Raw genomic sequence first — 23,206 nt, 5'->3', positions numbered from 1 at the left:
CGCTCGCAGGCGCGGCCCTCAGCTTTGGAAGGGCGGCAGGTGGAGCACCAGGCCGTCGACCTCCGAGCTCACGTCGAGCTGGCAGCTAAGGCGGCTGTTGGCCTTTCGGGGCGCTGCCGTGGTGCCCAGCATCTGCTCCTCCCCCGCCTCGATCTTCGGCAGGCGATCCACCCACGCCTCATCGACGTAGACGTGGCAGGTCGCGCAGCTCAAGCCCCCGCCACACACCGCTTCGACGCCATCGATCCCGTTGTCGATCGCAGCTTCCATCACACTCATGTCATCGTCCGCATCCACCTCGTGGCGGCGTCCGTCCGGTTCGACGAAGGTCAGTCGAGTCATCTTTCAACACACTCCTAGTAACTACGATCGGTATTGCGCGATCGGGCGGTGATCAAGGCAGGTGGGAGACGATCTCCTCACAGGGCAGGCGTTTCTGCGCGGGCACCATTGCTGGGTAGCCGTACCAGAACATGCCGACGACCCGATGGGTGGCGGTCTCGATGCCGAGGATCTCGTAAAAGCGCTCGTCGCGGGTGATCGCGCCGGTGGTCCACTTCAAGCCCACCCCGCGGGCCCACAGGTACAGGGAGAGATTCTGCACCGCGCAGGCCGTCGCCGCGTAGTTCTCCGTGTCCATGAGCTCTTCGCCGCACAGGGCAGAGGTGACGACGAACCAGCCGGGGATCGCCCCCAGGCGTTCGCGCCGGCGCGGGCCAGCCGCATCACCGTTGCGGGCGACGGCGAGCGCCACCTCCAGTTCGATCACCCGGTGCACGGTTTGTTCGCCGAGCAAATGGAAGCGCCAGGGTTGGGTGAGGCGATGGTTGGGGGCCCAGCGCGCCGTGTCGATGGCGTCAATGAGCACGTCCTTCGGCGCAGGCCGATCGTCGAACAGATTGATGGTGCGACGACCCGACAGCACGTCCACCAGTTGGCGGACACCGGCGTCGTCGAGGGGGCCCAACGGGGCGTCAGTCTGCGTGTTGATAGGGTGTTCTCCTGAACTAGCGCACGGAAAGTTTAACGAAGCTCGGCACGGGCGTGAAAAGTTGTGTCCTGTCATCGTGTCGATGAGGGACTAGCGCTATAAGAAGACATGCCCGCAGTCCGCCCAGCGTCGGGGTCGGTCTGCGCCTTCACTCATGCTCGCCCCGAGGAGAGCCGCTGCGTGGCCCCCGACATGACCCGCCATCCCCTGCGCCTGCCCCAGGCAACCCGCTCGCCGTACATCGAACCGCGAGAGGTGCTGCGTCGTTACCTCTCCGGGCGTCTCGATCCGGCGCAGGCGCGTGCCTTCGAGCAGTCCGTGCAGGGGGCCCCGGCAGAGCTCAGCAAGCAGCTGCGCCTGGCGCGGGAGCTCGGGCGCTCGGAGGTGACGGCGATTGTGGCAGAGCCTAACGCGCCGGCGAGATGGCGCCCTCACCCGGCCTGGGCGGCGCTCGGCATCGTCCTCACCGCCCTCATGCTCTGGTGGGTGACCGCGGGCCCCGCCGACACCGACGTGGTGCCCCTGGCCTCCGCCTACGAGGCGTCCACCGGTGAGCGGGTCACCGTGGTGAGCGTGCCCGATCACATGGCCGCGTGGGCCAACACCCAGAGCATTCCCGCCGTGCGCCTCGACCCCCGCGCCGACCGCCTGGATCTGCTGCCGCAGCTGCGCGCGGCCGAGCCCGTCGATTGGCGCCTGGAACTCACCGCGGCCGGCGGCTCGCCGAGCTGGCGCGCCGACACCCTCGGCTCCCTGCGTCCCACCCTGAGCGTGCCCGCCGATGAGCTCACCTCGGGGGACTACGAGTTGCGCGTCGCCCACGCCCCTGCGAGCGGCAGCGGCGAGCGCCACCTGCGCATCTTTCGCTTCGAGGTGTGGCGTCCCGCGCTCTAGTTACGCGGTCAGGGAGGCGAGGTACTCGCGCGCCCGGCCGAGGGCCATGAGCGGGAAGTAGTGGCGGTACATGTTGTAGTTGATCATGAAGCCGCGCCCGAGCTCCGTGCTCTGATGCAGTTCCTGCTCCAGCGTCTGGTCCTTGCCGTCGAGTTCGAGGCGGGCGCCGACCCCGTAGCCGGGGAAGCCCGTGCCGGTGTAGTGCGGCTCGTCCCAGGTGCCCTCATCGAGCTGAGAGCACGTGAGGTAATCGAGACCACGCTGAATCGCGTCCCGATAGCGACGGTTACCCGTGGCGATCAACGCCATTAGGGCCCAGCCGGTCTGCGACGCCGTGCTCTCGCCCTTACCGCGGGACCGGGCGTCCATGTAGGAGGCGCAGCTCTCGCCCCAGCCGCCATCGGTGCACTGCGTTTGCACCAACCAATCGGCGGCGCGCACCACGTACACCGAACGCATGTCTTCGCCGACGGCCTTCAAGGCCGGCAGCACCGCCGCCGTGCCGTAGATGTGATTCACCCCCCAGCGACCGAACCAGCTGCCGTCCGGCTCCTGCTCACGGCGAATGTAGTCGAGGGCCTTGGCCAGGGCGGGCTCGCGACGGTCCATGCCCAGCAACCCTAAGGCCTCCACCACGTGGGCGGTGACGTCCACGCTCGGCGGATCCAGCACCTCCCCGAAGTCACAGAAGGGCAGCTGGGTCAGGATCTCGTGATCGTTGTCCTTATCGAAGGCCGCCCAGCCGCCGTTCGAGGACTGCATGGCCAGGGTCCAGCCCACCGCGTCATCGATGGCGCGCTGCAGACGGGCCTGGTCGGGGTAGGTGCCGCGCAGGCGGGCCAGCACGATGAGGGCCACCGCCGTGTCGTCGATATCCGGGTAGTGCAGGTTGGCGCGCTCGAAGGCCCAGCCGCCCGGCGTGGCGTTCGGCACCTTGACGCTCCAGTCGCCCGGCACGCGCACCTGCTGCTCCAGCACCCACTCCACGGCGCGCTGCATGGACGGCGTCGAGGCGTAGTCGCATTCGCAATCCTGCATGGCGAGCAGGGAGAGCAAGGTGTCCCACACGGGTGACTCGGACGCCTGGATGTAGATGGCGCCGTCGCGCTCGTAGGACCAGTGCGAATCGAGGGCCTCGATGCCGCGCTTGAGCACCGGGTGCTCGAGGGAATAGCCCTCCTCGTACAGCATCAGGAGGCTGTAGATCCAGGGCGGCTGAATGCCCCCCCAGGCGCCGTCCTGATCCTGGTGCTTCACCACCCAGTCGAGCACGAGACGGATGGCCGCGTTGCGCCCGGGCGTAATGCCGAAGTTCTGGTACGCGTGGAGGGCGCGGTCGGCCTTGAGGAACACCTCGCGCCAAGAGCCCGACTTGGTGTTGGGCATGCGGTAGTCGAAGGTGTCGCGACCGTCCGGGAACAGCTCGTCGAGGCGTGCCTCGGGCGGCAGCGGTCGGCTCGAACGCCGCGCGCACAGCACGGCGAGGGGCATCATGGTGGCCCGCGCCCAGGAGGCGAAGTTGTAGATGTTGAAGGGCATCCAACTCGGCAGGAAGATGATCTCCGGCGGCAGGTTGGGCGTGCTCTCCCAGGGCCACTCGCCGATCAGGGCCAGCCAGTAGCGCGAGAACACGCGCAGGCCACCGAGGCCACCGTTGGCGAAGATCCACTCGCGGGCGCGAACGATGACCGGATCATCGGCCGCGAAGCCGCAGGCGCGCAGGGCCGCGTAGCTCTCGACGGTGGCGTTGATGTCGCCGCGAGGCGCGTCGTGGTAGGTCTCCCAGGAGCCATCCTCGCGTTGTTCCGCGAGCAGGGCGCGCACCAGGCCGTCGCGCTTGGGCGCATCGTCGATGCCAAGGAAATGCATGGCGAGCAGCCACTCGGCTTCGATGCACGAGTTCGACTCGAGCATCCCGACCCAGAAGCCACCGTCTTCCTGGTTATCGTCGAGCCAGCCCAGCGCGCGCTTGATCGCGGCGTCCAGCGCCTGCGGCGACGCGGCGCCCCTAGGCTGCCCCTCTGCCAGAATATTGGTTGCCAAACCCTATCCTCTCCCACTCTGCTCGGTCGTCGCGGCGCGAGGCGCCGCCGGCTGCAGCAGCGTGCGCAGCTGCGCCAGGGACCGCACCTCGTGATGCGCCTGGCCCGTTCGCCGTCGCACCTCGATGTCCTGCGGCCACGCGTGACCTTGCGGGTTGAACCACACCGCGTGCATGCCCGCGCCCAAGGCGCCCTCCACATCCGCGCTGGGATGGTCCCCCACGTGCACCACCTGCGAGGCCGATGCGCCGCAGGCGGCCAAGGCCACATCGAAGATCGTCCGCTCCGGCTTCGAGGCCCCCGCCTTCGCGGCCGTGACCACGTGTTCGAAGTGCGTCGACAGGCCAATCTGCTCCAGGTCGGCGTTGCCGTTGGTGAGGGCAAGCACCGTAAATCGTTTGCTGAGCCACTCGAGTAGCGCGGACGCCCCCTCGAACAACTCCACCTCGTTGCGCGCCGCGTAGAACACGGCGTACGCCTGATCCGCCCCGGCGCTTGGCTCGCCGACCGCCTCGAAGCAATGGCGCAGGGTGGCCCGGCGCAAGGTCGAGACGTCGTGGCGGTGCTCGGGGTAACGCGCCAGCATCAGCGGGCGCATGGCGAACATGTCCGCCGAGGAGAACCGCTCGCTGACCGCCGGGTAGTGCCGACGCAGCCAGTCGTGCAGGGTCGCCTCGGCGCGGCGGATGACCGGCCCCAGCTCCCAAAGCGTGTCGTCTAAATCGAGCGACACGACGCTAATGTCCCTCACCACGGTCCCCGATTCGCGAGTCGCTTAGAGCGCGAGCCATGAAGCGACCGCTGGCCAGCTCCATTCACGCCGAAAAATCGCTTAGCTTTTAGCCGCCTGGCTCGCTCGGGAACCCTCTGACGCGCTGCGGGGGGATTTTGCACGGGCGCTCCGGGCGGCTCAAGTCCGATCGCTGAGATTCGGGGCGAGGGCCCGTCGTTCGTGGCCGTATGACATGGAATTCCGGTTGCATGGAACGGGTTCAGGGTTACGTCGCACCGCAAAAGACCCGTGCTCCAAGTTGTGAACCACCTCAACCGGTGGCGGCCGACGCCGTGGCTACACTGCGGCTCATGAACACTCAACGCGGATTTACCCTGGTAGAGCTCCTCTACTCCGTGGGGATCGCCGCCCTGGTGCTGGGGGTCGGCGTGCCGAGCTTCATCGATCAGGTGCGCTCGAGCCGCATGAACGCGGCCACCAACACGTGGCTGGCCGCGCTCTACGTGGCGCGCTCGGAAGCGGTGAAGCAGCGAACGCGCGTGACCGTATGCCGCAGCACCATCGCCGAGGCGCCCGCCTGCTCCTCCGAGGGCACCGGCTACGCCGTCTTCGTGAACGCGGACGACGACGCCTCCTTCGATTCGGGGGCCGGCGACGTGCTCCTGCGCAATGACGTGTGGCAGCGCGGCGGCATCACCACCATCGCCGACGGGCTGCCGATCTACGTGAGTTATGTCTCCTCAGGATTCACCCGCGCCATCGGCGGCGGGGCCATGAGCGGGGACGTGGTCTTCTGCGACGAGCGCGGCAACGCGGGCGCTCGCATCCTTCGCCTGCCCGCCACCGGCCGCCCGCAGATCGTCACCCACGGTGAAGTCTCCGGCGCGCCGAGCTGCGCGACCTGACGCCCCGATCCACCCTCGGAGTTCACGTGAGCATCAACGCAAAGCAAACCGCTGGCTTCAGCCTGACGGAACTGATGATCGTGGTGTCCATCATCACCATCCTCGGCGCCTTCGCCCTGCCTAGCTTCACCAACCAGATCCGCCGCAGCAATCGCACCGATGCCACGGCAGCCCTGATGCGCGTGGCGGCGGAGCAGGAGAAGTTCTACCTGCAGAACAACAGCTACGGCGACATGTCCGAGCTGAACGATCCGGTGACGGACGCGGGCTACTACACGCTCACGATTCCGACCGCGAACGCCACCACCTACACGATCACCGCGACGCCCACAGAGGGCGGTCCGCAGGTGAACGACGCCATCTGCGCGAGCTTCTCGATCAACGCCGCTGGGCAACGCACCGCCGTCGATACGACCGGCGGTGACACCTCTACCGCCTGCTGGTAGGGGGCCCGCTCGCCCGTGTCTTCGACGGGAGACAGCTTCACCGCCTGCAACTGCGCGCCTTACCGTCTGCGCTCCGGTCCACTTGGAAACGACGCGTGATGATGCCCACCGACGCTAAGGCGCAGGCCGCCACCCTCATCCTCGCAAGCGCCGCCTTCCTCACGGCGTGCACCGTCAATACGGACCCCGTGGCCGGCAACGCCTCCACGCCACCGCCGCAGATCAGCGTAGCGGAGACCCAGGTGACCGAGGGCGATGACGGCGCGGTCGATGCGGTCTTCACCATCACCCTCGACAAGGCCCCCGAGAGCACGGTGACCGTGGACTACACCACGGTGGACGGCACGGCGGCCGCGGGCATCGACTTCTTCGGTCGCACGGGCATGCTCACCTTCGAGGTGGGCCAGACCAGTGCTACCGTGGCCGTGCCCATCGTCGGTGATGAGATCCGCGAAGGCGACGAGAACTTCCGCCTCGAACTAAGCAATCCGGTAGGTGCTGAGTTCCTCCTGGCAGGGGCTATCGCCACCATCGTCGACAACGACCTCTTCCCCCAGCTGCAGGTGGCCGACGCGAGCGCCGATGAGGCGAGCGCGGGCGTCACCCCCCTGAGCTTCCTCGTCACCCTCACGGCCACCCCCGATGCACCGGTGATGGTGGACTACTCGGTGGATCCGGGCACGGCGACGCCGGACCAGGACTACCTGCCCGTGATGGGCACCCTGACATTCTCCGTCGGCGTGACCAGCCAGACGGTGGTGGTCGACCTCCTCGACGATGACGCCGAGGAAGGCCCCGAATCGATCGTGCTGAGCTTCTCCAACGTGGTGAACGGCGTGCTGCCCGAGGGCCCCGCCACCGGCACCATCGTGGACGACGACGACGAGAGCGACGGTGTCGGCCTCACCACTCGCCCGCCGAACAACGTCTGCCTCGCGGGCGCCACGCCGACCAGCGCCACCACCGTGGGCCTCACGGACGCGTTCCCGTCCCTGCCAGACTTCGCGGCCCCGATCCAGCTGCTGCGCCCCCCGCTCGTGGAGCCCCTCGACGGCACGGAGCCGCCGCCGGCGACCGTGTGGCACATGGTCGAGCGCGGCGGACTGATCTACCGCTACGACAGCGCCGCCCTGCCCGATCCCGAGGCCCTGCCGGACGATCCGCCGACGGGCCTGACCGTGTTCCTGGACCTCACCGCCCAGGTGGATGCCACCGGCGAGGGTGGTCTGCTCAGCGCCGCCTTCCACCCAGACTTCGCCCTCAACGGCTTCGTCTACGTGTCCTACACGCGCACAGGCGCCGGGACCGCCCCGCTCACGTCTGTGATCTCGCGCTTCGTGAGCGAGGACGGCGGTCTCACCCTGGATCCGACCAGCGAGCTCGAACTGCTCACGGTCGAGCAGCCCTTCACCAACCACAACGGCGGACGCATCGGCTTCGGCGAGGACGGCCTGCTCTACATCGCCATGGGCGATGGCGGCGGTGCCGGCGACCCCGAGGACAACGCCCAGGACACGAGCAACCTCCTCGGCGCCATGCTGCGCGTCGACGTGAACTTCGGCACGCCCTACACGATCCCCGAGACCAACCCCTTCGCCGACAACCCCACCTGCGCCGCTGGCGGCGTGGGCGCGGCGCCCTGCCCGGAGATCTGGGCCTGGGGCCTGCGCAACCCCTGGCAGTGGCAGTTCGACAGCGCCACCGGCCGCCTGTGGGCCGGGGATGTGGGTCAGGACGCGGTGGAGGAGATCGACGTGCTGGTCGGCGGCGGCAACTACGGCTGGCGCATCCGCGAGGGCTCGCGCTGCTTCGACCCGGCGGTCGACTGCACGGACATCGACCTGGTGCGCCCCACGGCCGAGTACGCCCACGATGAGGGTCTCGGCAGCTCCATCACGGGCGGCTACGTCTACCGCGGCAGCGCCATCCCCACGCTGGTCGGTCGCTACGTCTTCGCGGACTTCGTCAGCGGTCGCGTCCTCGCCCTGAGCCTCGCCGACGACGGCGGCTACACGGTCGAACGCCTGCTCGACACCACCCGTTCCCCGGCCTCCTTCTTCGAGGACGCCGAGGGCGAGCTGTACCTCACGGATATCGCCTCCGGTCGCTACTTCCGCATCACGCCCAACGCGGCGAGCGAGAACAACCCGTGGCCCGACGCCCTGGCGGACACAGGCTGCATCGACCTCAACGACTTCGAAGCCTTTGTCAGCGCGGTGATCCCCTACGCCACCCTGGTGGATAGCTTCACGGAAGAGGCTGTGCACAGCAAAGGCTTCGCCCTGCCGAACAACACCTTCGTCGATGCCGGCCTCGACCCCGAGACGGGCAACGGCGACTGGACCCTGCCCGACAGCTACGTGCTGCTGCAGACCCTCGAGCTCAACGGCTCGCCGGTGGAGACGCGCGTGCTCGCCCGGCACACGGACGGGCGCCTGCGCGGCTACACCTACGCCTGGGATCCGATCACCCGCGTCGCCACCCGCGTGCGCGGCGGCGCCCTCGTCAACCTAGGGGAAGCGGAAGGTCTGGCGGGGCCCCTCTGGTACTACCCGAGCGAGAACGAGTGCCTCGATTGCCACCTCGGCCCTGCCGGCGGCAGCCTGGGTCTCGAATCACCGCAGCTAAACAGCTTGTTCACCTACGGGCCACGACGCGCCAACCAGCTGACGACGCTGGAGGGTATCGAGCTGTTCACCGAGGCGCTCCCGGCACCGGCCACCGACCTGCCCGCCTTCCCGCGCCTGGACGACACGGAAGACACCCTGACCCGTCGCGCCCGGGCCTACCTGCACGTGAACTGCTCCAGCTGCCATCGCCCCGGCGGCAGCGCCCCCGGTGCCCTGGATCTGCGCTTCGAGCAGACCGTCGACATGATCGGCGCCTGCGACGTCGCGCCCATGCGCGGTGATCTCGGCGTGGAGGACCCGCGCCTGATCGCCCCGGGCGATACGGACCGATCGATCCTGCGCGCGCGGATGGCCGAGCGCGGTCCGCGCCAGATGCCGCCTTCGGGCCAGCGTATCGCCGACGCCGCCGGTATCGCCCTGGTCGACGCCTGGATCAGCGCCATGGGCCCCGATTGCCTGATCCCGGACGAGGACGACGTCGGCATCATCATCGTGCCGCCGCCGGAGGACGAGCCGCCGCCGGAGGATGATCCGGATGCGGCCAGCATCGCCGCCTTCCAGGCCACCGTGTGGCCTTTGGTGCGCGGCGAGGCGATGTGTTCGAACTGCCATGTGGTGGGCGGCGCGGCCGCGCCGGGCTTCGCGGATCCCGTGGTGGAGACGGCCCACATGCAGACCATCGACAACATGCTGGTCAACCTCGAAGTGGCCGCTGCCTCGCGCCTCGTCGAACGCCTCGCCGTGGACAACCACCGATGTTGGAGCGCGGACTGCAACGCCGACGCCGCGCAGATGCAGGCAGCGATCCAGGCCTGGGCCGATCTGCTCGCCGACCCGCCGCCGGATCCCGATCCGGACGAGTGATCCCAAGATCCACCGCGACGGCAAACGATTCCTTACGGATCTTTGCCGTGGCGGCCACATCCGTCCCCTAAGCTTCAGCGAAGTCATCGACTTAGCGAATCCATGTTCAGTACCCGCCATGCCGACGGGTACAGAGCCACGAAAGCGTTCAGGGGACAGCCATGGGGCAGAGCAAGATCCGGTCAGCCGCGCTTAAGGCGGGGTTGGCCATCGCGGTGTTGGTGGTCGGGGGTGTGCTCTCGCGGGCGATGATCGCCGGGCGCGAAACGCCGCAGCGGTTCACGCCACCGCCCTCGGTGGTGAGCGTCGACGCCACCCGCCTGGTGCCCACCGAATACGCTATCGAGTTGCTCAGCGACGGCACCGTGTCCCCGCGCACGGCCACCACCCTCATTCCCGAGGTGGCAGGGCGCATCGAAGAGGTCGCCGAGCAGTTCCGCGCCGGCGCCTTCTTCGAGGCGGGCGACGTGCTCGTGCGCATCGACGCGCGCAACTACAGCCTGGCAGTGACGTCGGCCGAAGCTGCGGTCGCCCAGGCCCAGGCAGCCCTCGAGCTGGAACTTGCCGAAGCGGAGGTCGTGGCCGGCGACTGGAAGGCCCTCGGCCGTGAAGCCCCACCGCTCGGGTTGCGCGAGCCTCAGATCGCCGCCGCCCGGGCCGACCTCGCCTCGGCGCAGGCGCAGCTAGAACGCGCGCGGGTAGATCTGGAACGCACGGTGCTGCGCGCCCCCTACGCCGGTCGCGTGCTCTCGATCAGCGCGGACGTCGGCCAGTTCGTCAACGTCGGCTCCACCCTCGCCGAGCTCTACTCGGTGGAACGCGCCGAGGTGCGCCTGCCCCTGGCGAGCCGACAGCTCGCGTACGTCGATCTGCCCGGCAGCTACCGCGACGACGAGGGCCGTGCTCCCTCCCCCCGCGTCGAGCTGACGGGCAAGTTGGGCGATCGCTCGCACCGGTGGTCGGCGCGCATCGTGCGCAGCGAGGGCGCCATCGACAGCGCCAGCCGACGCCTGTTCGTCATCGCCGAGGTGATCGACCCCTACGCACGTCTCGCCAACGACTCCCGCCCACCCCTGCGCGTGGGTCAGTTCGTCGAGGCGCGGATCGAGGGGCGCACCCTCGACAACGTCTTCGTGCTGCCCCGCCAGGCCCTGCGCGGAGCGGACGAGCTGCTCACCGTGACCAGCGAGAGCACCTTAGAACGCCGTCAGGTGCACGTCGCCTGGCTGACCGACGACACGGTGGTGATCGATGAGGGCCTGAGCGCGGGCGAGGTGGTGGTGACCACGCCGCTCGCGGTCGTGGCCGATGGCACCCTCGTGCGCGCCACGGTGGACGGCGAAGCGCCGCCGCGACGTGGCCGCGGGAGCGGCGGCGCCGGCGGCGGCCGACCTAGCCCGGCGGTGGCCGGCGAGGCGGCGGCGAGCGCCTCGCGATGAAGGGACTGATCGACTGGTTCGCGCGCAACGACGTCACCGCGAACCTGCTCATGCTGACGATTCTCGGCGCGGGCTTCATGACCGTGCGCGGCCTCCCCTTGGAAGTGTTCCCCGCCTTCGACATCGACGTGGTGAACGTGCGCGTGCCCTTCCCCGGCGCCACGCCCGTGGAGGTGGAGCAAGGCATCACGATCAAGGTGGAGGAGGCGATCTACGAGATCGAGGGCATCAAGCGCCTGCGCTCCACGGCCAGCGAAGGGCTCGGCACGATCACGGCGGAAGTGGACCGCGGCTACGATCCGAAGGACCTGCTGGAGGAAATCAAGGTGCAGGTCGATGCGATCAGCACCTTCCCCGTGGACGCGGAGAAGCCCGTCGTCTACATCCCGCAGACGGGCTTCGAAGTCATCGACGTAGTGTTGCACGGGAGCGTGCCCGAGGCGGAGCTGCGCAAGCTCGCCGAGCGCGTCCGCGACGACGTCGCCACCCTGCCCGGCATCACTCAGGTCTCGCTCTCGGGCGTGCGCGAGTACGAGATCTCCATCGAGGTCTCCGCTGCCACCCTGCGCGAGTACGGCCTCACCTTCGATCAGGTGGCGCAGGCCATCCGGCGCTCCTCCCTGGACCTCTCCGCGGGGCAGATCCGCAGCCCAAGCGGCGACATCGTGCTGCGCACCGAGGGCCAGGCCTACGAGCGCCTGGACTTCGAGCGCATCGTGGTGCGCGGCGCGGACGGCACCCGCATCCCGCTCTCGGAGATCGCCGTGGTGCGCGACGGGTTCAGCGAAGAGCCCGTGTCCTCCGCCTTCGATGGCCAGCTGGCGGCCGTGATCGAGGTGGATCGCGTGGGCGACCAGAGCGCCATCGAGATCGCCGCCACGGTCAAGGACTACGTCGACCGTGCCGCCGCCACGCTGCCCGCAGGCGTCGCCATCACCGTGTGGGACGACAACTCCGAAGTGGTCAAGGCGCGCCTCGGCACGCTCACCAAGAGCGCCATCCAGGGCGGTTTGCTGATCCTCATCCTGCTCACCCTGTTCCTGCGCTGGTCCGTCGCCCTTTGGGTGGTGGTTGGGATTCCAGTGTGCTTCATGGGCGGCATCGCCCTCATGCCCACCCTGGGCGTGACGATCAACCTTCTTAGCCTCTTCGCTTTCATCCTGGTGCTCGGCATCGTGGTGGACGATGCGATCGTCACCGGCGAGAACATCTACAGCCACCTGCGCGCCGGTGCACCGCCGGAGCAGGCGGCCATCCGCGGCACGCAGGAGATTGCGGTGCCCGTCACCTTCGGTGTGCTGACCACGGTGGCGGCCTTCACGCCGCTGCTGTTCATCGAAGGGACGCGCGGCAAGCTCTTCGCCCAGTTCCCCCTGATCGTCATTCCCGTGTTGCTATTCTCCCTGGTGGAATCGAAGCTGATCCTGCCCGCCCACCTGAAGCACGCGCGCTCCCACGCCATGCGCGACGACGACGTGGGCTTGCTCACGCGCGTGCAGCGGCGCATCGCCGACTCCCTCGAGTGGTTCGTACGGCACGTGTACCAACCCTTCCTCGACCTCGCCATCCGCTATCGCTACGTGGTGCTAGCGTCCTTCGTCGCGCTGGCAATGCTGACCTTCGCCACCGTGGCGAGCGGCAACCTACGCTTCATCTTCTTCCCCCGCGTGCCGAGCGAGACCGCCACGGCGAGCCTCACCATGCCGACGGGCACCTCCTTCGAGGTGACCCGCGCCGCGGCCCGGCGCATGAGCGATGCGGCCGATGCCCTGCGCGAGGAGTTCGTGGACCCGGTCACCGGCGAGAGCGTGATCACCCACATCTACGAGGTGGTCGGCGGCGGCGGCGGGGGCGGCTTCTCGTCCAGCCAGAGCACGACGGCGCAGAGCAACGTGGCGCGTGTGCTGGTGGAGTTGACGCCGGCGGAGAGTCGCCCGGACGGGCCGTCCACCCGCGATGTGGTGGCCAGCTGGCGCAAGCGCATCGGCACCATCCCCGGCGCCGAGGATCTGAACCTGCGGGCGGAGTTCGCCCGCGGCGGTGCGCCCATCGATGTGCAGCTCACCGGCCAGGACTTCGACGAGCTGCGCGCAGTGGCGGCGAGCGTGCGCGAACGCCTCGCCACCTACCCCGGTGTCTTCGACGTCACCGACGACTTCGAGGCGGGTAAGGCCGAGATCGAGCTAGCCCTGAGACCCCAGGCGGAACCCCTCGGCCTCACCCTGGACGATCTCGCCTCGCAGGTGCGCCAGGCCTTCTTCGGTCTCGAGGTGCAGCGCGTGCAGCGCGGCCGCGAGGAGGTGCGGGTGTACCTGCGATACCCGCGCGTGGACCGCGAGTCGATCGCCACCCTCGAAGCCATGACCATCCGCACCGCCAGCGGCGCCGACGTGCCCTTCGAGGAAGTGGCCCTGGCGACCAAGGGGCGCGGCTTCGCCTCGATCACGCGGGTCGACCGCACACGCAAGGTCAGCGTGACGGCCGATGTCGACAAGGAAAGCGCGGACGTGGAGGGCATCAAGGCCGATCTCAACGCCTGGCTCGGCGGCGAGCTCACCACCCGGCCCACCGTGCGCTTCACCCTCGAGGGCGAGGCGGCCGAACAGCGCGAGTCCTTCGGCAGCGTGACCAACGGCGCGCTGTTCGTGCTGTTCGCGATCTACGTGTTGCTGGCCGTGCCCTTCCGCTCCTACCTGCAGCCGCTGATCGTGATGCTAGTGATTCCCTTCGGCGTGATCGGGGCCATGCTCGGACACATGATCATGGGCCTCACCTTGAGCTTCGTGAGCGTGCTCGGCATGCTCGCCCTGTCCGGGGTGGTGGTGAACGACAGCCTGGTGCTGGTGGACTACGTCAACCAACGGCGCCGCGAGGGCGCCAGCGTGCGCGAGGCGGTGTACGCCGCGGGCGGCGCCCGCTTCCGCCCCGTCCTGCTGACCTCCCTGACCACCTTCGCGGGGCTCATGCCGCTGATCTTCGAGAAATCCACGCAGGCTCAATTCCTGGTGCCGATGGCGGTGTCCCTGGGCTTCGGCATCCTCTTCGCTACCGCCATCACGCTGCTGCTGATTCCGATGAACTACCTGGTGCTGGACGATCTCGTGCGGCTCCCGGGGCGGGTCGTGGCATTCGCGAAGCGCCTGCTCGGCGAGACCCGACCGGCGCCGGTGGGCAGCTAGAGGACTTCAGGAGCGGGTGGATCCCCGACGGATCGCCCGCTATCGTCTCCAGACCGTTCTCGCGAGAGAACGCCTCGAGCGCGAAGATGGAAGACGTCCCGGAACCCGCAGAGCTCCCCGCTGCCAGGCGTGACTGGTTTGGCATCATCGTCAGCCTGGCCGCCCTGGCCACCTCGGCCGCCTCGATCTTCATCGCCGTGCAGAACGCCGACTCCATGGAGCGACTGGTCGAGGCCAACAGCTGGCCCTACCTCCAACTCGATTCGAGCAATGTGGTGGACGGGGAACGGGTGATCCAGCTGACCCTGTCCAACGCCGGCGTCGGCCCCTTGCGCCTCGAGTCCTTCGTGATCCGAGCCGAGGACGGCACCCCCCTGCGCCATATCGGTGAGCTCATCCGCCACGGCTACGATGACCAGTGGACGCCCCCGAAGAGCACGGAGGAACGCGAGGCGCCCACGACGTACACCACGACCCCCAGCGGCCGCGTGCTCGCCCCGGGTGAAGCGGTCTTGGTGTTCGCTGTGCCCTACGACGCAGCGTCGGAGCCATTGTGGTCGGCGATCGACCGGGCGCGATTTACCTACCGCTTCGAGGCCTGCTACTGCTCGGTGTTCGACGAGTGCTGGCGCACGAACCTCGTCGAGAGTCGACCGCAGCCGGTCACAAGCTGTCCGGCGGAGCCCGAGATCTGGCGCGGCTGAGCTAGCGTCCCCGATAGTCGATCGATCACCTACTCGCTGATCAGCTGCGAGAGGTAAGGGCCGTCGGTCGCCGGCGAGTGATCGACCATCACCAAGGCGGGTTCGGCCTCCTCAGGTGTCGAGCCCTGAGGCGGTCCGATGATGATGAAGGCCGCGGCCATCAGAGCGCCGACCACCACGGATTTAACCTGTTCCAACCGCTCGCTGTTCACTGCGTCTCTCCATCTGCGCGTGGGTGCATGTGATGGAGGCAGTGTGGCAAGGCAGGAAGCGGGCGGCGTCTGCTCAGCGACGGCGAGGGGAGGTACAGGTGTGATCCCCGTCTCATAATCCCCCCGCGCCGCCCGTAGGCGATCCCGCAGACCGGAAAGCAAAACGCCCGCGCCGACAGAAGTCGACGCGGGCGTGAGCGGAGCAGCGCCTGGATCGGCTCAGGCGCGCCGGCGCAGACCCAGCACGCCGAGGCCGCCGAGCAGCAACCAGGCCGCGGCCGGTACGGGCACCACGGCGGCCGCGCCGGAGAAGGCGACATTGTCCAAGTAGAAGGACTCGGCGGAGGAGTTCGACTCGCCCTCGAAGAGGAGCGTCGCCATGGTGAAGCCTGAGAGATCGGCAATCAGGTTCAACCACACACCCTCGATGCCGAGGTCGTCGATGTCGCTACCCGCGGTGTCGATGAGATCGACGACGCCCCCGTCGCCCTCCACCCACACGCGCACGCGGTCGCCATCCTCGTAACCGGTCTCGTTCACGAAGAGATCCACGGTGAGGGTGGCGTCCGTGACGCCGGAGAGGTCGACGGTGTCGAAGGTGATGGTCATCAGGCCGTCGGGGTCGCTGATCTGGAACCCCTGCAGGCCATCGGTGTAGGCACCGACATCGCCGGTGAAGTCCGTGACGCCGACGAAATCGCCGTCGGTCAGGCCACTGCTGTCGCGCGTGTTGGTGTAAAAGCTCGAAAAGCCGAGCTCACCGCCGATGCTGGTGTAGTTGACGATCGGCTCGCCCGCGTTGTCCAGCAGAGCGTGGTCCGTGTCTGCCGGCAGCGTGTCGGTGTACTGGCCGCCGACGGCTTGCGGTTCTTCAAAGCTGGTGCCGGCGATGGTGGAGGCGCTCGTGGCGCCCGACCAGGCGCCGAGGCATAGGAGTGAGAGCAGGGTCGCGTTCTTCATCGTTTCGTCTTCCCGGGCGCCGAAGCGCGTTTAATCGGAATATCAGCCGGCGAGGCTAGAGCGCCAACGTTGCCGGCTGATGACGATTCGATGAAGTGTGTATGTGCCGGCGCGCGGCGCGCTAGCGGGAAGCGTCCCCGCTGGCAGGCTCTGAGGGGGCGTCGAGGAGTTCGATCGCGGCCAGCGTCATGGCCTTCACGCCTGCCCGAATCGAAGGCTCTGGCGCGATCCTGAAGAAGGGCGAGTGGTGGGACGGCACCTGCGCACCGCCGTCGCGCTCGCGGATCAGGTCTTCTTCAGGCGTGCCTCCCACGCGGAAATAGAAGCCGGGCACGGCGTCCGCGGTCTTCGTGAAATAGGCGAAGTCTTCGGCACCCATGCCCTTCTGTTCAGCGAAGTACACCTGACCGTCGCCCATGTCGCGCTGGAGGCGGGGAATGATGCGTGAGGCGAGGGCCGGATCGTTCTCGGTCACCGGCGTGGACTCCTCGAGGAAGGTCACCGTGGGGAGCTTGTCCTCCGGGAAGCCCGCCATGCGTCCGGCGTTGATCGCGATGCGCTCGATGCCCGTGAGCAAGCGCCGACGCGTGTCCTCATCGTTCGACCGCACCGTGAGCTGAAGATCGACGCGCTCGCCGATGATGTTGTGCTTCTGACCGCCGTGGATGGAACCCACCGTGACCACGCCGGGCTTGAGCGGAGAGACCTCACGGCTCACCAGCGTCTGCAGGGCGACGATGATCTGTGCCGCCAGCACCACCGGGTCCTTACCGCGGTGAGGCGAGGCGCCGTGGGCCCCGACGCCGTGCACGGTGATGTCCACGCTGTCCGAGCTCGAATAGGTGAGGCCGGAGGTGACGCCGATCTTGCCGGCCGGCTCGCCCGCCGCCACGTGCAGGGCGAGGGCGTAGTCTGGGCGGGGGAAGCGTTCGTAGAGGCCGTCGTCGAGCATGGCCTTGGCGCCGGTGATGCGCTCCTCGGCCGGCTGACCGATGAACACCACCGTGCCCGACCATTCCTCGCGCATCGCCACCAGGCGGCGCGCCGTGCCCACCAGCGAGGCCATGTGCATGTCGTGACCGCAGGCGTGCATCACCGGCTTCTCATCACCGAAGATATTCGTTTGCTTCGCCTCCGAGGCGTACTCGAGGCCCGACAGCTCGCGCACGGGCAGGCCGTCCATATCGGCGCGGATCATCACCACAGGCCCTGGCCCATTGCGCAGGATCGCGACGACGCCGGTGCGACCCACACCCGTGGTCACCTCGGGCACGCCTGCATCGAGCAGCTCCTGCGCCAAGCGCTTGGCCGTCTGCTCCTCGCGGAAGGAGAGCTCCGGATTCTCGTGGAAGTGAACGAACAAGTTCCCGAGGTAGGCGTAGTCCGCGTCGATCGCCCGCTCCAATTGCTCCGGCGTCAACTCGGCTTGCGCGAGCGGTGCCAGACCGGCCGTCACGGCGGCGAGCAGGGTGGTGTGTAGGGGGGCCGCGGTCCTGGGCATGGGAGCTCCGTTGCTTGCGTTCTGGTGCTGATCGGGGAGTGCTGCGAGGATAGGCGCGCACTGCTCCGTCGAGCCTAGCACAAGCCCCCGCCACCACCGCACCACGAGGACCCCCCTATGGGCGCCGCCGATGATCGCTGCTTCGTCACCCACCTGAGCTGTTCGAAGACTGGCGAACACCTGCCCGCGGGCCAGCTGCACAACTTATCGCCGCAGGGGGCGCCGCTGCTGGTCCACTACGATCTGGACGCGGTGGGCCGGGCCGTTCAGCGCGAAGACCTGCGCGATCGCGAGCCCACGCTCTGGCGCTACCGCGAGCTGCTGCCCGTCCGGGACTTCGCGAACCGCGTGAGCTTGGGCGAGCAGATGACCCCGCTGGTGGGGCTGCCGCGCCTCGGCGGATCCCAGGGACGGCTCACGGTGAAGGATGAGGGGCGCTTGCCCACTGGATCGTTCAAGGCACGCGGCTTGGTGATGGCGGTGACCATGGCCCGGGAGCTTGGCGTGAGCGCCTTCGCCATCCCCACCAACGGCAACGCGGGCGCGGCGCTGAGCGCCTACGCCTCGCGGGCCGGCCTGCCGTGTCACGTCTTCTGCCCCAAGGACACGCCCAGCATCAACATGGAGGAGACGGCCCTGCAAGGCGGCACGGTGTATCGGGTCGATGGCTACATCAACGACTGCGGCCGCCTGGTCGGCGAGCGCAAGACACAGGAGGGTTGGTTCGACGTCTCCACCCTCAAGGAGCCCTACCGCATCGAGGGCAAGAAGACGATGGGGCTCGAACTCGCCGAGCAGCTGGGCTGGCGCCTGCCCGACGTCATCTTCTATCCCACCGGCGGCGGCACGGGGCTCATCGGCATGTGGAAGGCCTTCGCCGAGTTGCGCCAACTCGGCTGGCTCGACGATGCACGCATGCCAAGGATGGTGGCGGTGCAGGCGAGCGGCTGCGCCCCCATCGTGCGCGCCTTCGAGCGCGGCGACACCCACGCCGAGCCCTGGGTCGACCCGCACACGGTGGCGACGGGGATTCGCGTGCCCGCGGCAATCGGCGATTTCCTGATCCTCGACGCCGTGCGCGAAAGCGGCGGCTTCGCCATTGCCGTGGACGACGAGCACACCACGCGCGCCCTCGCCGAGGTCGCCACCGAGGAGGGACTGCTCCTCTGCCCAGAAGGGGCTGCCACCTACGCTGCCTGGCAGCTAGCGCGCGACCGGGGACTCATCGCGCCCACCGATCACGCCGTTCTGTTCAATTGCGCGACCGGCCTGAAGTACCCCCTGCCGCCGATCGACGGTCCCGTGGTCCAGCCGCCCACCGCTTGAGCACCAGCTAACACACGACGTGACATTCACTTCTGCAGCGATCGGGTAGCAGCCCGGCTCGCTGCGCATAGGCCGTCGCCGACGCATAGCACCAAGAGAATCAAGCGCCTGCGGCGGTGAGCGGGGCCAGCCTTGTTCACCGCAGCAAATTGCTGCAGATCCGATACGCGAAATCAGCGCGACGACCGCCTTTACATTCGCTATATTTGTCGCGTCTCAACAATATGTTGGGGCGTCGACGGATCGCCTCTAATAACGAAACTGATTCGCGAATCAGCACTGAATAACGCCAACGCTAGGGATGGTGACATGACCCTCAAATACACTCGGCCGCTCGTCGCAGCGAGCCTCGCTCTCGCTGCTGGGCTGGCGAACGCCCAACTCAACTTGGTATCTGATCTGCCACCGGGGCAGCTGCCAGGCACCTCGGTCACCTGGAGCGTCGAGAACGCCCCGGCAAACGCTACCTACCGCCTGGCGGTGACCCGCATCGGCGGTCAGCAGCAGGTGATCTACGACTACACCTCGATCAACGGACTGCGCTGGACGCCCCTGGAAGTGGGCCGCTACGCCGTCACCATGACCGTGCGCGACGGCGTGAACCTGGAAACCCTGCGCGCCGGCTTCCTGATTCGCCCGACGCCGGGCGTGAGCGTGCGCGAGACGCGCCACCCGCTGGTGGCCATCTATGGCGCCCCGGCCTGCCCGGCCGGCCTGCGTATGGCCGTCACCTTCTCGCCCGAGGGCGGCACGCAGCTGCCGGTGTCCACCGACGCGAAGGCTTGCGACGGCAACACCGCCATGAACTTCTACCTCGGCGGCATGCTGCCGGAGACCAACTACGCGGTGCGTCACGTCCTGCTCTCGCCGAACGGCACGGAGGTGGTCCAGGGGCCCCTGCGTCAGTTCACCACCGGCGCCATTCCGGAGGGTTTGGACGACATTCCCGAAGTCACGGTGGACTCGCCGGCTACGGCAGACGTTAGCACCGAAGAGCGCTTCGTCGTGTTCGGCCCCACGGCGGGCCTCGGCGGACGCCCGATCGCGACCGATCTCGACGGCAATCTCGTGTGGTACTACAACCCGCCCGATGCCGATGAGAGTGGGGTCACGCTCACCCGCATGTCGAGCGGCGGTCGCATCATGCTGATCGGCGCCGCCACCAGCAACGATCGCTTCCGCGTGCGCGAGATCGATCTGGTCGGTAACACGCTGCGCGAAACCAACGCCCGGCGCCTGTCTGAGCAGTTCGCCGCCAACGGTGGCACGGTACCGCTCACCACCATTCACCATGAGGCACGCGAACTGCCGAACGGCCAATGGATCGTGCTGGCCCACTCGGAAGCCCGTATCGACGGCGCGCAGGGCGAAGAAGGCCCAGTGGACATCCTGTCCGACATCATCCTCGGCCTCGATCGCAACATGCAGGTGATCTGGCAGTGGGACGCCTTCGAGCACGTGGACCTCGAGAAGGTGGCGATCCTCGGTGAGCTGTGCACCTACAACCCGGAAACCGGCGCTACCCAGGGCGGTTGCCCCATACTGTTCCTGTCCCAGGACGACTACGGCCCCGAGGGCCCGGGCTCCGAGCCTGACGGCGTGCTCGAGGCCAACGACTGGCTGCACAGCAACGCCCTTGGCTACCGCGAGTCCGACGGCACCATCGTCATGTCCATCCGCCACCTCGACTGGATGATGGGTATCGACTACGCCGACGGCCAGGGCACCGGTGCCGTAAAGTGGAACCTCGGCAAGGACGGCGACTTCACGCTCACGGACGGTGTCGACCCGGACCTGTGGCAGAGCCACCAGCACGACAACAACTTCATCGGTGACAACCAGATGCTGGTGTACGACAACGGTAACGCCCTGACCGCTTGTGCCGCCGATCCGATCAACGGCTGCGGCAGCCGTGCGCAGCTCTACAGCTTCGACGAGAACACGATGGAAGCCACGCTGGAGCACAGCCTCGCCACGCGCGAATACTCCTTCGCGCTCGGCTCAGCCCAGCTGCTGGAGAACGGCAACATCTACGCCAACTCGGGCATCATCGGCTTCAGCTACGCCCTCGGCGATGAGTTGACGCCCTCCGGCGAGGTGGCCCTGTCCCTGCGGGTGAGCGTGCCGGTTTACCGCCAGTTCCGGGTGAAGGATCTCTACACCCGCAACGACTGACCCCGCTACCGACCGATGGGGAATTTCGGTTCCCCATCATCGGCCAACTAGCACAAGGCCGCCGAGGCATCACACCTCGGCGGCCTTTTTCATGGCCGCGTTTCAGCGGCCGACGATCAGGGAGCGCTGAGGATCAGGTCCACATGATCCTGCTGCGTCAACACCTCAGGGAACTCACCGGCGCGGGCGATGACCCGATGGCGCCCAAGCTGAGTGTTAGGTGTGGTCGGCAAGGTGACGGTGAAGGAGAAGGACTGACCGGCACCGAGGGTAATCGTACGCGGCGCACGGAAGACCACCTCGGCCCCGGCCGGCGTTTGGCGCACCATCCATAGCTCTCGCGTCTGGGCGGCGTCGCTGTGGTTGCGTACGGTCAGCTCCAGGGAGAAGGTCTCGCCCGCGGTGCCCACCACCTCCTCATCGCCCTTGAAGCGGGCCGAGAGCAGCGGCTCGACGAACACCTGCGTGCTGTCGAGGGCCACGTCGAGCACCTCGGTCTCGATGCCGCTGGGGAACACCGCATTGATGTCCGCCCTATCTTCCGATCCGGTACCGAAGTGCACCTGTAGCGTGTTGCGTCCCGCGTAGCCTGACCCGCCGTCCACCTCACGTAGCAATTGGGTGCCGGTGGCGGTGGTGAGGCGCAGGCGGGTGCCGATACCGTCGCGATTGGACACGGTGCCCTGCACGCGCACCTTCACCCAGTGCTCGCCGCCCCCGGTGGGGTTCAGGTCGTTTCGGTACAGCGTGTTGGTGCCCTCGAAGGTGGAGACCAGCAGGTCGAGATCGCCATCATCATCGAGGTCCGTGACCGACGAGCCGCGATAGAGCTTCTGCGCCGTCATCCCCACCTGCTCGTGCACTTCGGGGAAGGGGTTAGGCCAGTTGTTGAGAAACAGGTAGACCGGGTTCGCGTGCTGGTAGTCATCGCCGCCGAAGGTCACGGGGAACTTCTCGATCGGTACGCCGCCGTTGACCACGATCAGATCCTCCCAGCCGTCGTGGTCCATATCGAAGAATCCCGTGCCCCAGCCCACGAGCCCGCGGCCACCGAAGATGTCCTGATCGTTGGCGTCGACGCCGAGGAACTTGGCGACGTTGGCGAAGATGAAGTCAAAGGGGTCGCCCGAGGCGAGGTCGTTCGAACCGACGTCCGTGGAGTAGTAGTCGAAGGTGCCGTCGCGGTTGATGTCGCCGATGGCGATGCCCATGCCCGCCTGCGGGTAGTCGAAGGAGACCACGTCGCTGACGTCGGTGAAGGTCCAGTTCAGCACGCCGGGGCCATCGTTGCGGAACAGGCGGTTAGGCACGCCCGTGCCGCTCTCGGTGCCGAAGTCGTTGACCACGGCGAGGTCGGCATCGCCGTCGTTATCGAAGTCGGTGAAGGTGGCGGCCAGGGCGCAGCCCGCGATCTTCGGCAGCCCCGACAGGGCGATGCCCGTGGACGGGCCCACATCGTCAAAGCTGCCGTCGCCGTTGTTGTGCCAGAGATAGTCGGCCGTACACGTTACCGGCAGGAACCCGTTGTCTGGGGTCTCCGGCGGCACGATGTGATTGCCGACGAAGATATCGAGGAAACCGTCCGCATCGAAGTCACCGAAGGTGATCACCCCCGTGGTGCGCTCGCCGTCGTTGCCGAGGCCCGCGCTCTCGGTGATGTCGATGAAGCGGACCTGGCCGTCGAGCGGACTGTTCTCGTAGAGGCGGTTCTGCCCCTTGTTGCCGACGAACAGATCCTGATCGCCATCGTTGTCGATGTCGGCGGCGCCGACGGCGAAGGTGACGCCGGTGCAATCGTCTGCACCACCGGCCCCTAAGAGTTCCGTAAACTCCCCCTTGCCGTCGTTCAGGTACAAGCGATTGCAGCCGACCATCTGCGTGGCGTAGAGGTCATCGTCGCCGTCGCCGTCTACGTCCACCCACGCGGCACCGGCGCCGATCGGCACCTGGTGATCCCCGATCTGGGTGAACTCTACGCCCGCACTCGCGGTGACATCGGTGAACTGCAGCTCTGCCCTAGCTGCGTAGCTGCCAAGCATCAGCATAGACACGGCAGCGCAGCAAGTGCCCGTAAGCACTCGCTCCCTTGACATAATCGACATCAACCTGCCCTCGCCTAGCATCGTTGTTATTCGATTGGTGATAAACGCGCCCTGCGTCCCTAGTGCAGCGGCGTCTTTTTGATCCTAGCAACAACGATTGGCG

General features: G+C 67.6%; 17 protein-coding genes. 9 read left to right on the top strand and 8 right to left on the bottom strand.

Translation table 11 applies throughout. The annotated features are described in order from the left end of the window. Positions 1–18: 18 nt before the first annotated feature. Positions 19–342 carry a 2Fe-2S iron-sulfur cluster-binding protein gene (locus tag AAF184_07420; GenBank protein ID MEO0422148.1) on the bottom strand — a complete coding sequence of 108 codons (324 nt, stop codon included), beginning with the start codon at positions 340–342 and terminating at the stop codon, positions 19–21. A gap of 52 nt (positions 343–394) precedes the next feature. Then, positions 395–967 carry a nitroreductase gene (locus AAF184_07415; protein MEO0422147.1) on the bottom strand — a complete coding sequence of 191 codons (573 nt, stop codon included), beginning with the start codon at positions 965–967 and terminating at the stop codon, positions 395–397. Between the two features lie 204 nt (positions 968–1,171). On the opposite strand from AAF184_07415, the gene AAF184_07410 reads away from it, so the two are divergent. Further along, positions 1,172–1,885, top strand: coding sequence for a hypothetical protein (locus tag AAF184_07410; GenBank protein ID MEO0422146.1), 714 nt, complete (start codon positions 1,172–1,174; stop codon positions 1,883–1,885). On the opposite strand, the gene shc is transcribed toward AAF184_07410, so the two are convergent. After that, complete coding sequence (shc, locus tag AAF184_07405) at positions 1,886–3,928, bottom strand: squalene--hopene cyclase (protein ID MEO0422145.1); 2,043 nt, start codon at positions 3,926–3,928, stop codon at positions 1,886–1,888. A gap of 3 nt (positions 3,929–3,931) precedes the next feature. Beyond that, on the bottom strand, positions 3,932–4,660 hold the full coding sequence (locus AAF184_07400; protein ID MEO0422144.1) for an HAD-IA family hydrolase: 729 nt from the start codon (positions 4,658–4,660) through the stop codon (positions 3,932–3,934). Between the two features lie 350 nt (positions 4,661–5,010). Here AAF184_07400 and AAF184_07395 point away from each other — a divergent pair, with 350 nt between their 5' ends. The 6 genes from AAF184_07395 (at position 5,011) to AAF184_07370 (ending at position 14,827) form a co-directional block, all read left to right on the top strand. After that, entirely contained in the window at positions 5,011–5,565 is a 555-nt protein-coding gene (locus tag AAF184_07395; GenBank protein ID MEO0422143.1) for a GspH/FimT family pseudopilin, read from the top strand. Positions 5,566–5,591: 26 nt separating this feature from the next. After that, a complete protein-coding gene (locus tag AAF184_07390; GenBank protein MEO0422142.1) occupies positions 5,592–6,011 on the top strand; it encodes a type IV pilin protein in 420 nt (139 codons plus the stop codon). A 101-nt stretch (positions 6,012–6,112) separates the two neighbouring features. Next, positions 6,113–9,505, top strand: coding sequence for a PQQ-dependent sugar dehydrogenase (locus tag AAF184_07385; GenBank protein ID MEO0422141.1), 3,393 nt, complete (start codon positions 6,113–6,115; stop codon positions 9,503–9,505). Between the two features lie 161 nt (positions 9,506–9,666). Continuing rightward, positions 9,667–10,944 (top strand): efflux RND transporter periplasmic adaptor subunit, encoded by a 1,278-nt coding sequence (locus AAF184_07380; protein ID MEO0422140.1) that lies wholly within the window; start codon positions 9,667–9,669, stop codon positions 10,942–10,944. After that, the gene (locus AAF184_07375; GenBank protein ID MEO0422139.1) at positions 10,941–14,123 is read left to right on the top strand and encodes an efflux RND transporter permease subunit; all 3,183 of its coding nucleotides are present in this window, start codon (positions 10,941–10,943) and stop codon (positions 14,121–14,123) included. The genes AAF184_07380 and AAF184_07375 overlap by 4 nt, the downstream gene beginning before the upstream one ends. Before the next feature lie 86 nt (positions 14,124–14,209). Further along, the gene (locus AAF184_07370) at positions 14,210–14,827 is read left to right on the top strand and encodes a hypothetical protein (GenBank protein ID MEO0422138.1); all 618 of its coding nucleotides are present in this window, start codon (positions 14,210–14,212) and stop codon (positions 14,825–14,827) included. 29 nt (positions 14,828–14,856) lie between these two features. Here AAF184_07370 and AAF184_07365 read toward each other — a convergent pair whose 3' ends face one another. The 3 genes from AAF184_07365 to AAF184_07355 form a co-directional block, all read right to left on the bottom strand. Further along, positions 14,857–15,039: a hypothetical protein gene (locus AAF184_07365; GenBank protein ID MEO0422137.1), complete on the bottom strand. Its 183-nt coding sequence runs from the start codon at positions 15,037–15,039 to the stop codon at positions 14,857–14,859. Between the two features lie 219 nt (positions 15,040–15,258). Further along, positions 15,259–15,999: a VPLPA-CTERM sorting domain-containing protein gene (locus AAF184_07360; GenBank protein MEO0422136.1), complete on the bottom strand. Its 741-nt coding sequence runs from the start codon at positions 15,997–15,999 to the stop codon at positions 15,259–15,261. A gap of 121 nt (positions 16,000–16,120) precedes the next feature. Then, positions 16,121–17,500 (bottom strand): amidohydrolase, encoded by a 1,380-nt coding sequence (locus AAF184_07355; protein MEO0422135.1) that lies wholly within the window; start codon positions 17,498–17,500, stop codon positions 16,121–16,123. Between the two features lie 117 nt (positions 17,501–17,617). On the opposite strand from AAF184_07355, the gene AAF184_07350 reads away from it, so the two are divergent. Further along, on the top strand, positions 17,618–18,826 hold the full coding sequence (locus AAF184_07350; GenBank protein MEO0422134.1) for a threonine synthase: 1,209 nt from the start codon (positions 17,618–17,620) through the stop codon (positions 18,824–18,826). Positions 18,827–19,135: 309 nt separating this feature from the next. Further along, complete coding sequence (locus AAF184_07345) at positions 19,136–21,001, top strand: aryl-sulfate sulfotransferase (protein MEO0422133.1); 1,866 nt, start codon at positions 19,136–19,138, stop codon at positions 20,999–21,001. Positions 21,002–21,117: 116 nt separating this feature from the next. Here AAF184_07345 and AAF184_07340 read toward each other — a convergent pair whose 3' ends face one another. Next, entirely contained in the window at positions 21,118–23,079 is a 1,962-nt protein-coding gene (locus AAF184_07340) for an FG-GAP-like repeat-containing protein (protein MEO0422132.1), read from the bottom strand. Between the last annotated feature and the right edge of the window lie 127 nt (positions 23,080–23,206).

Source organism: Pseudomonadota bacterium (assembly GCA_039815145.1).
Classification (GTDB): domain Bacteria; phylum Pseudomonadota; class Gammaproteobacteria; order Steroidobacterales; family JBCBZW01; genus JBCBZW01.
The sequence above is the reverse complement of the archived record's forward strand: the minus strand, read 5'-3'. Positions and strand labels throughout refer to the sequence as shown.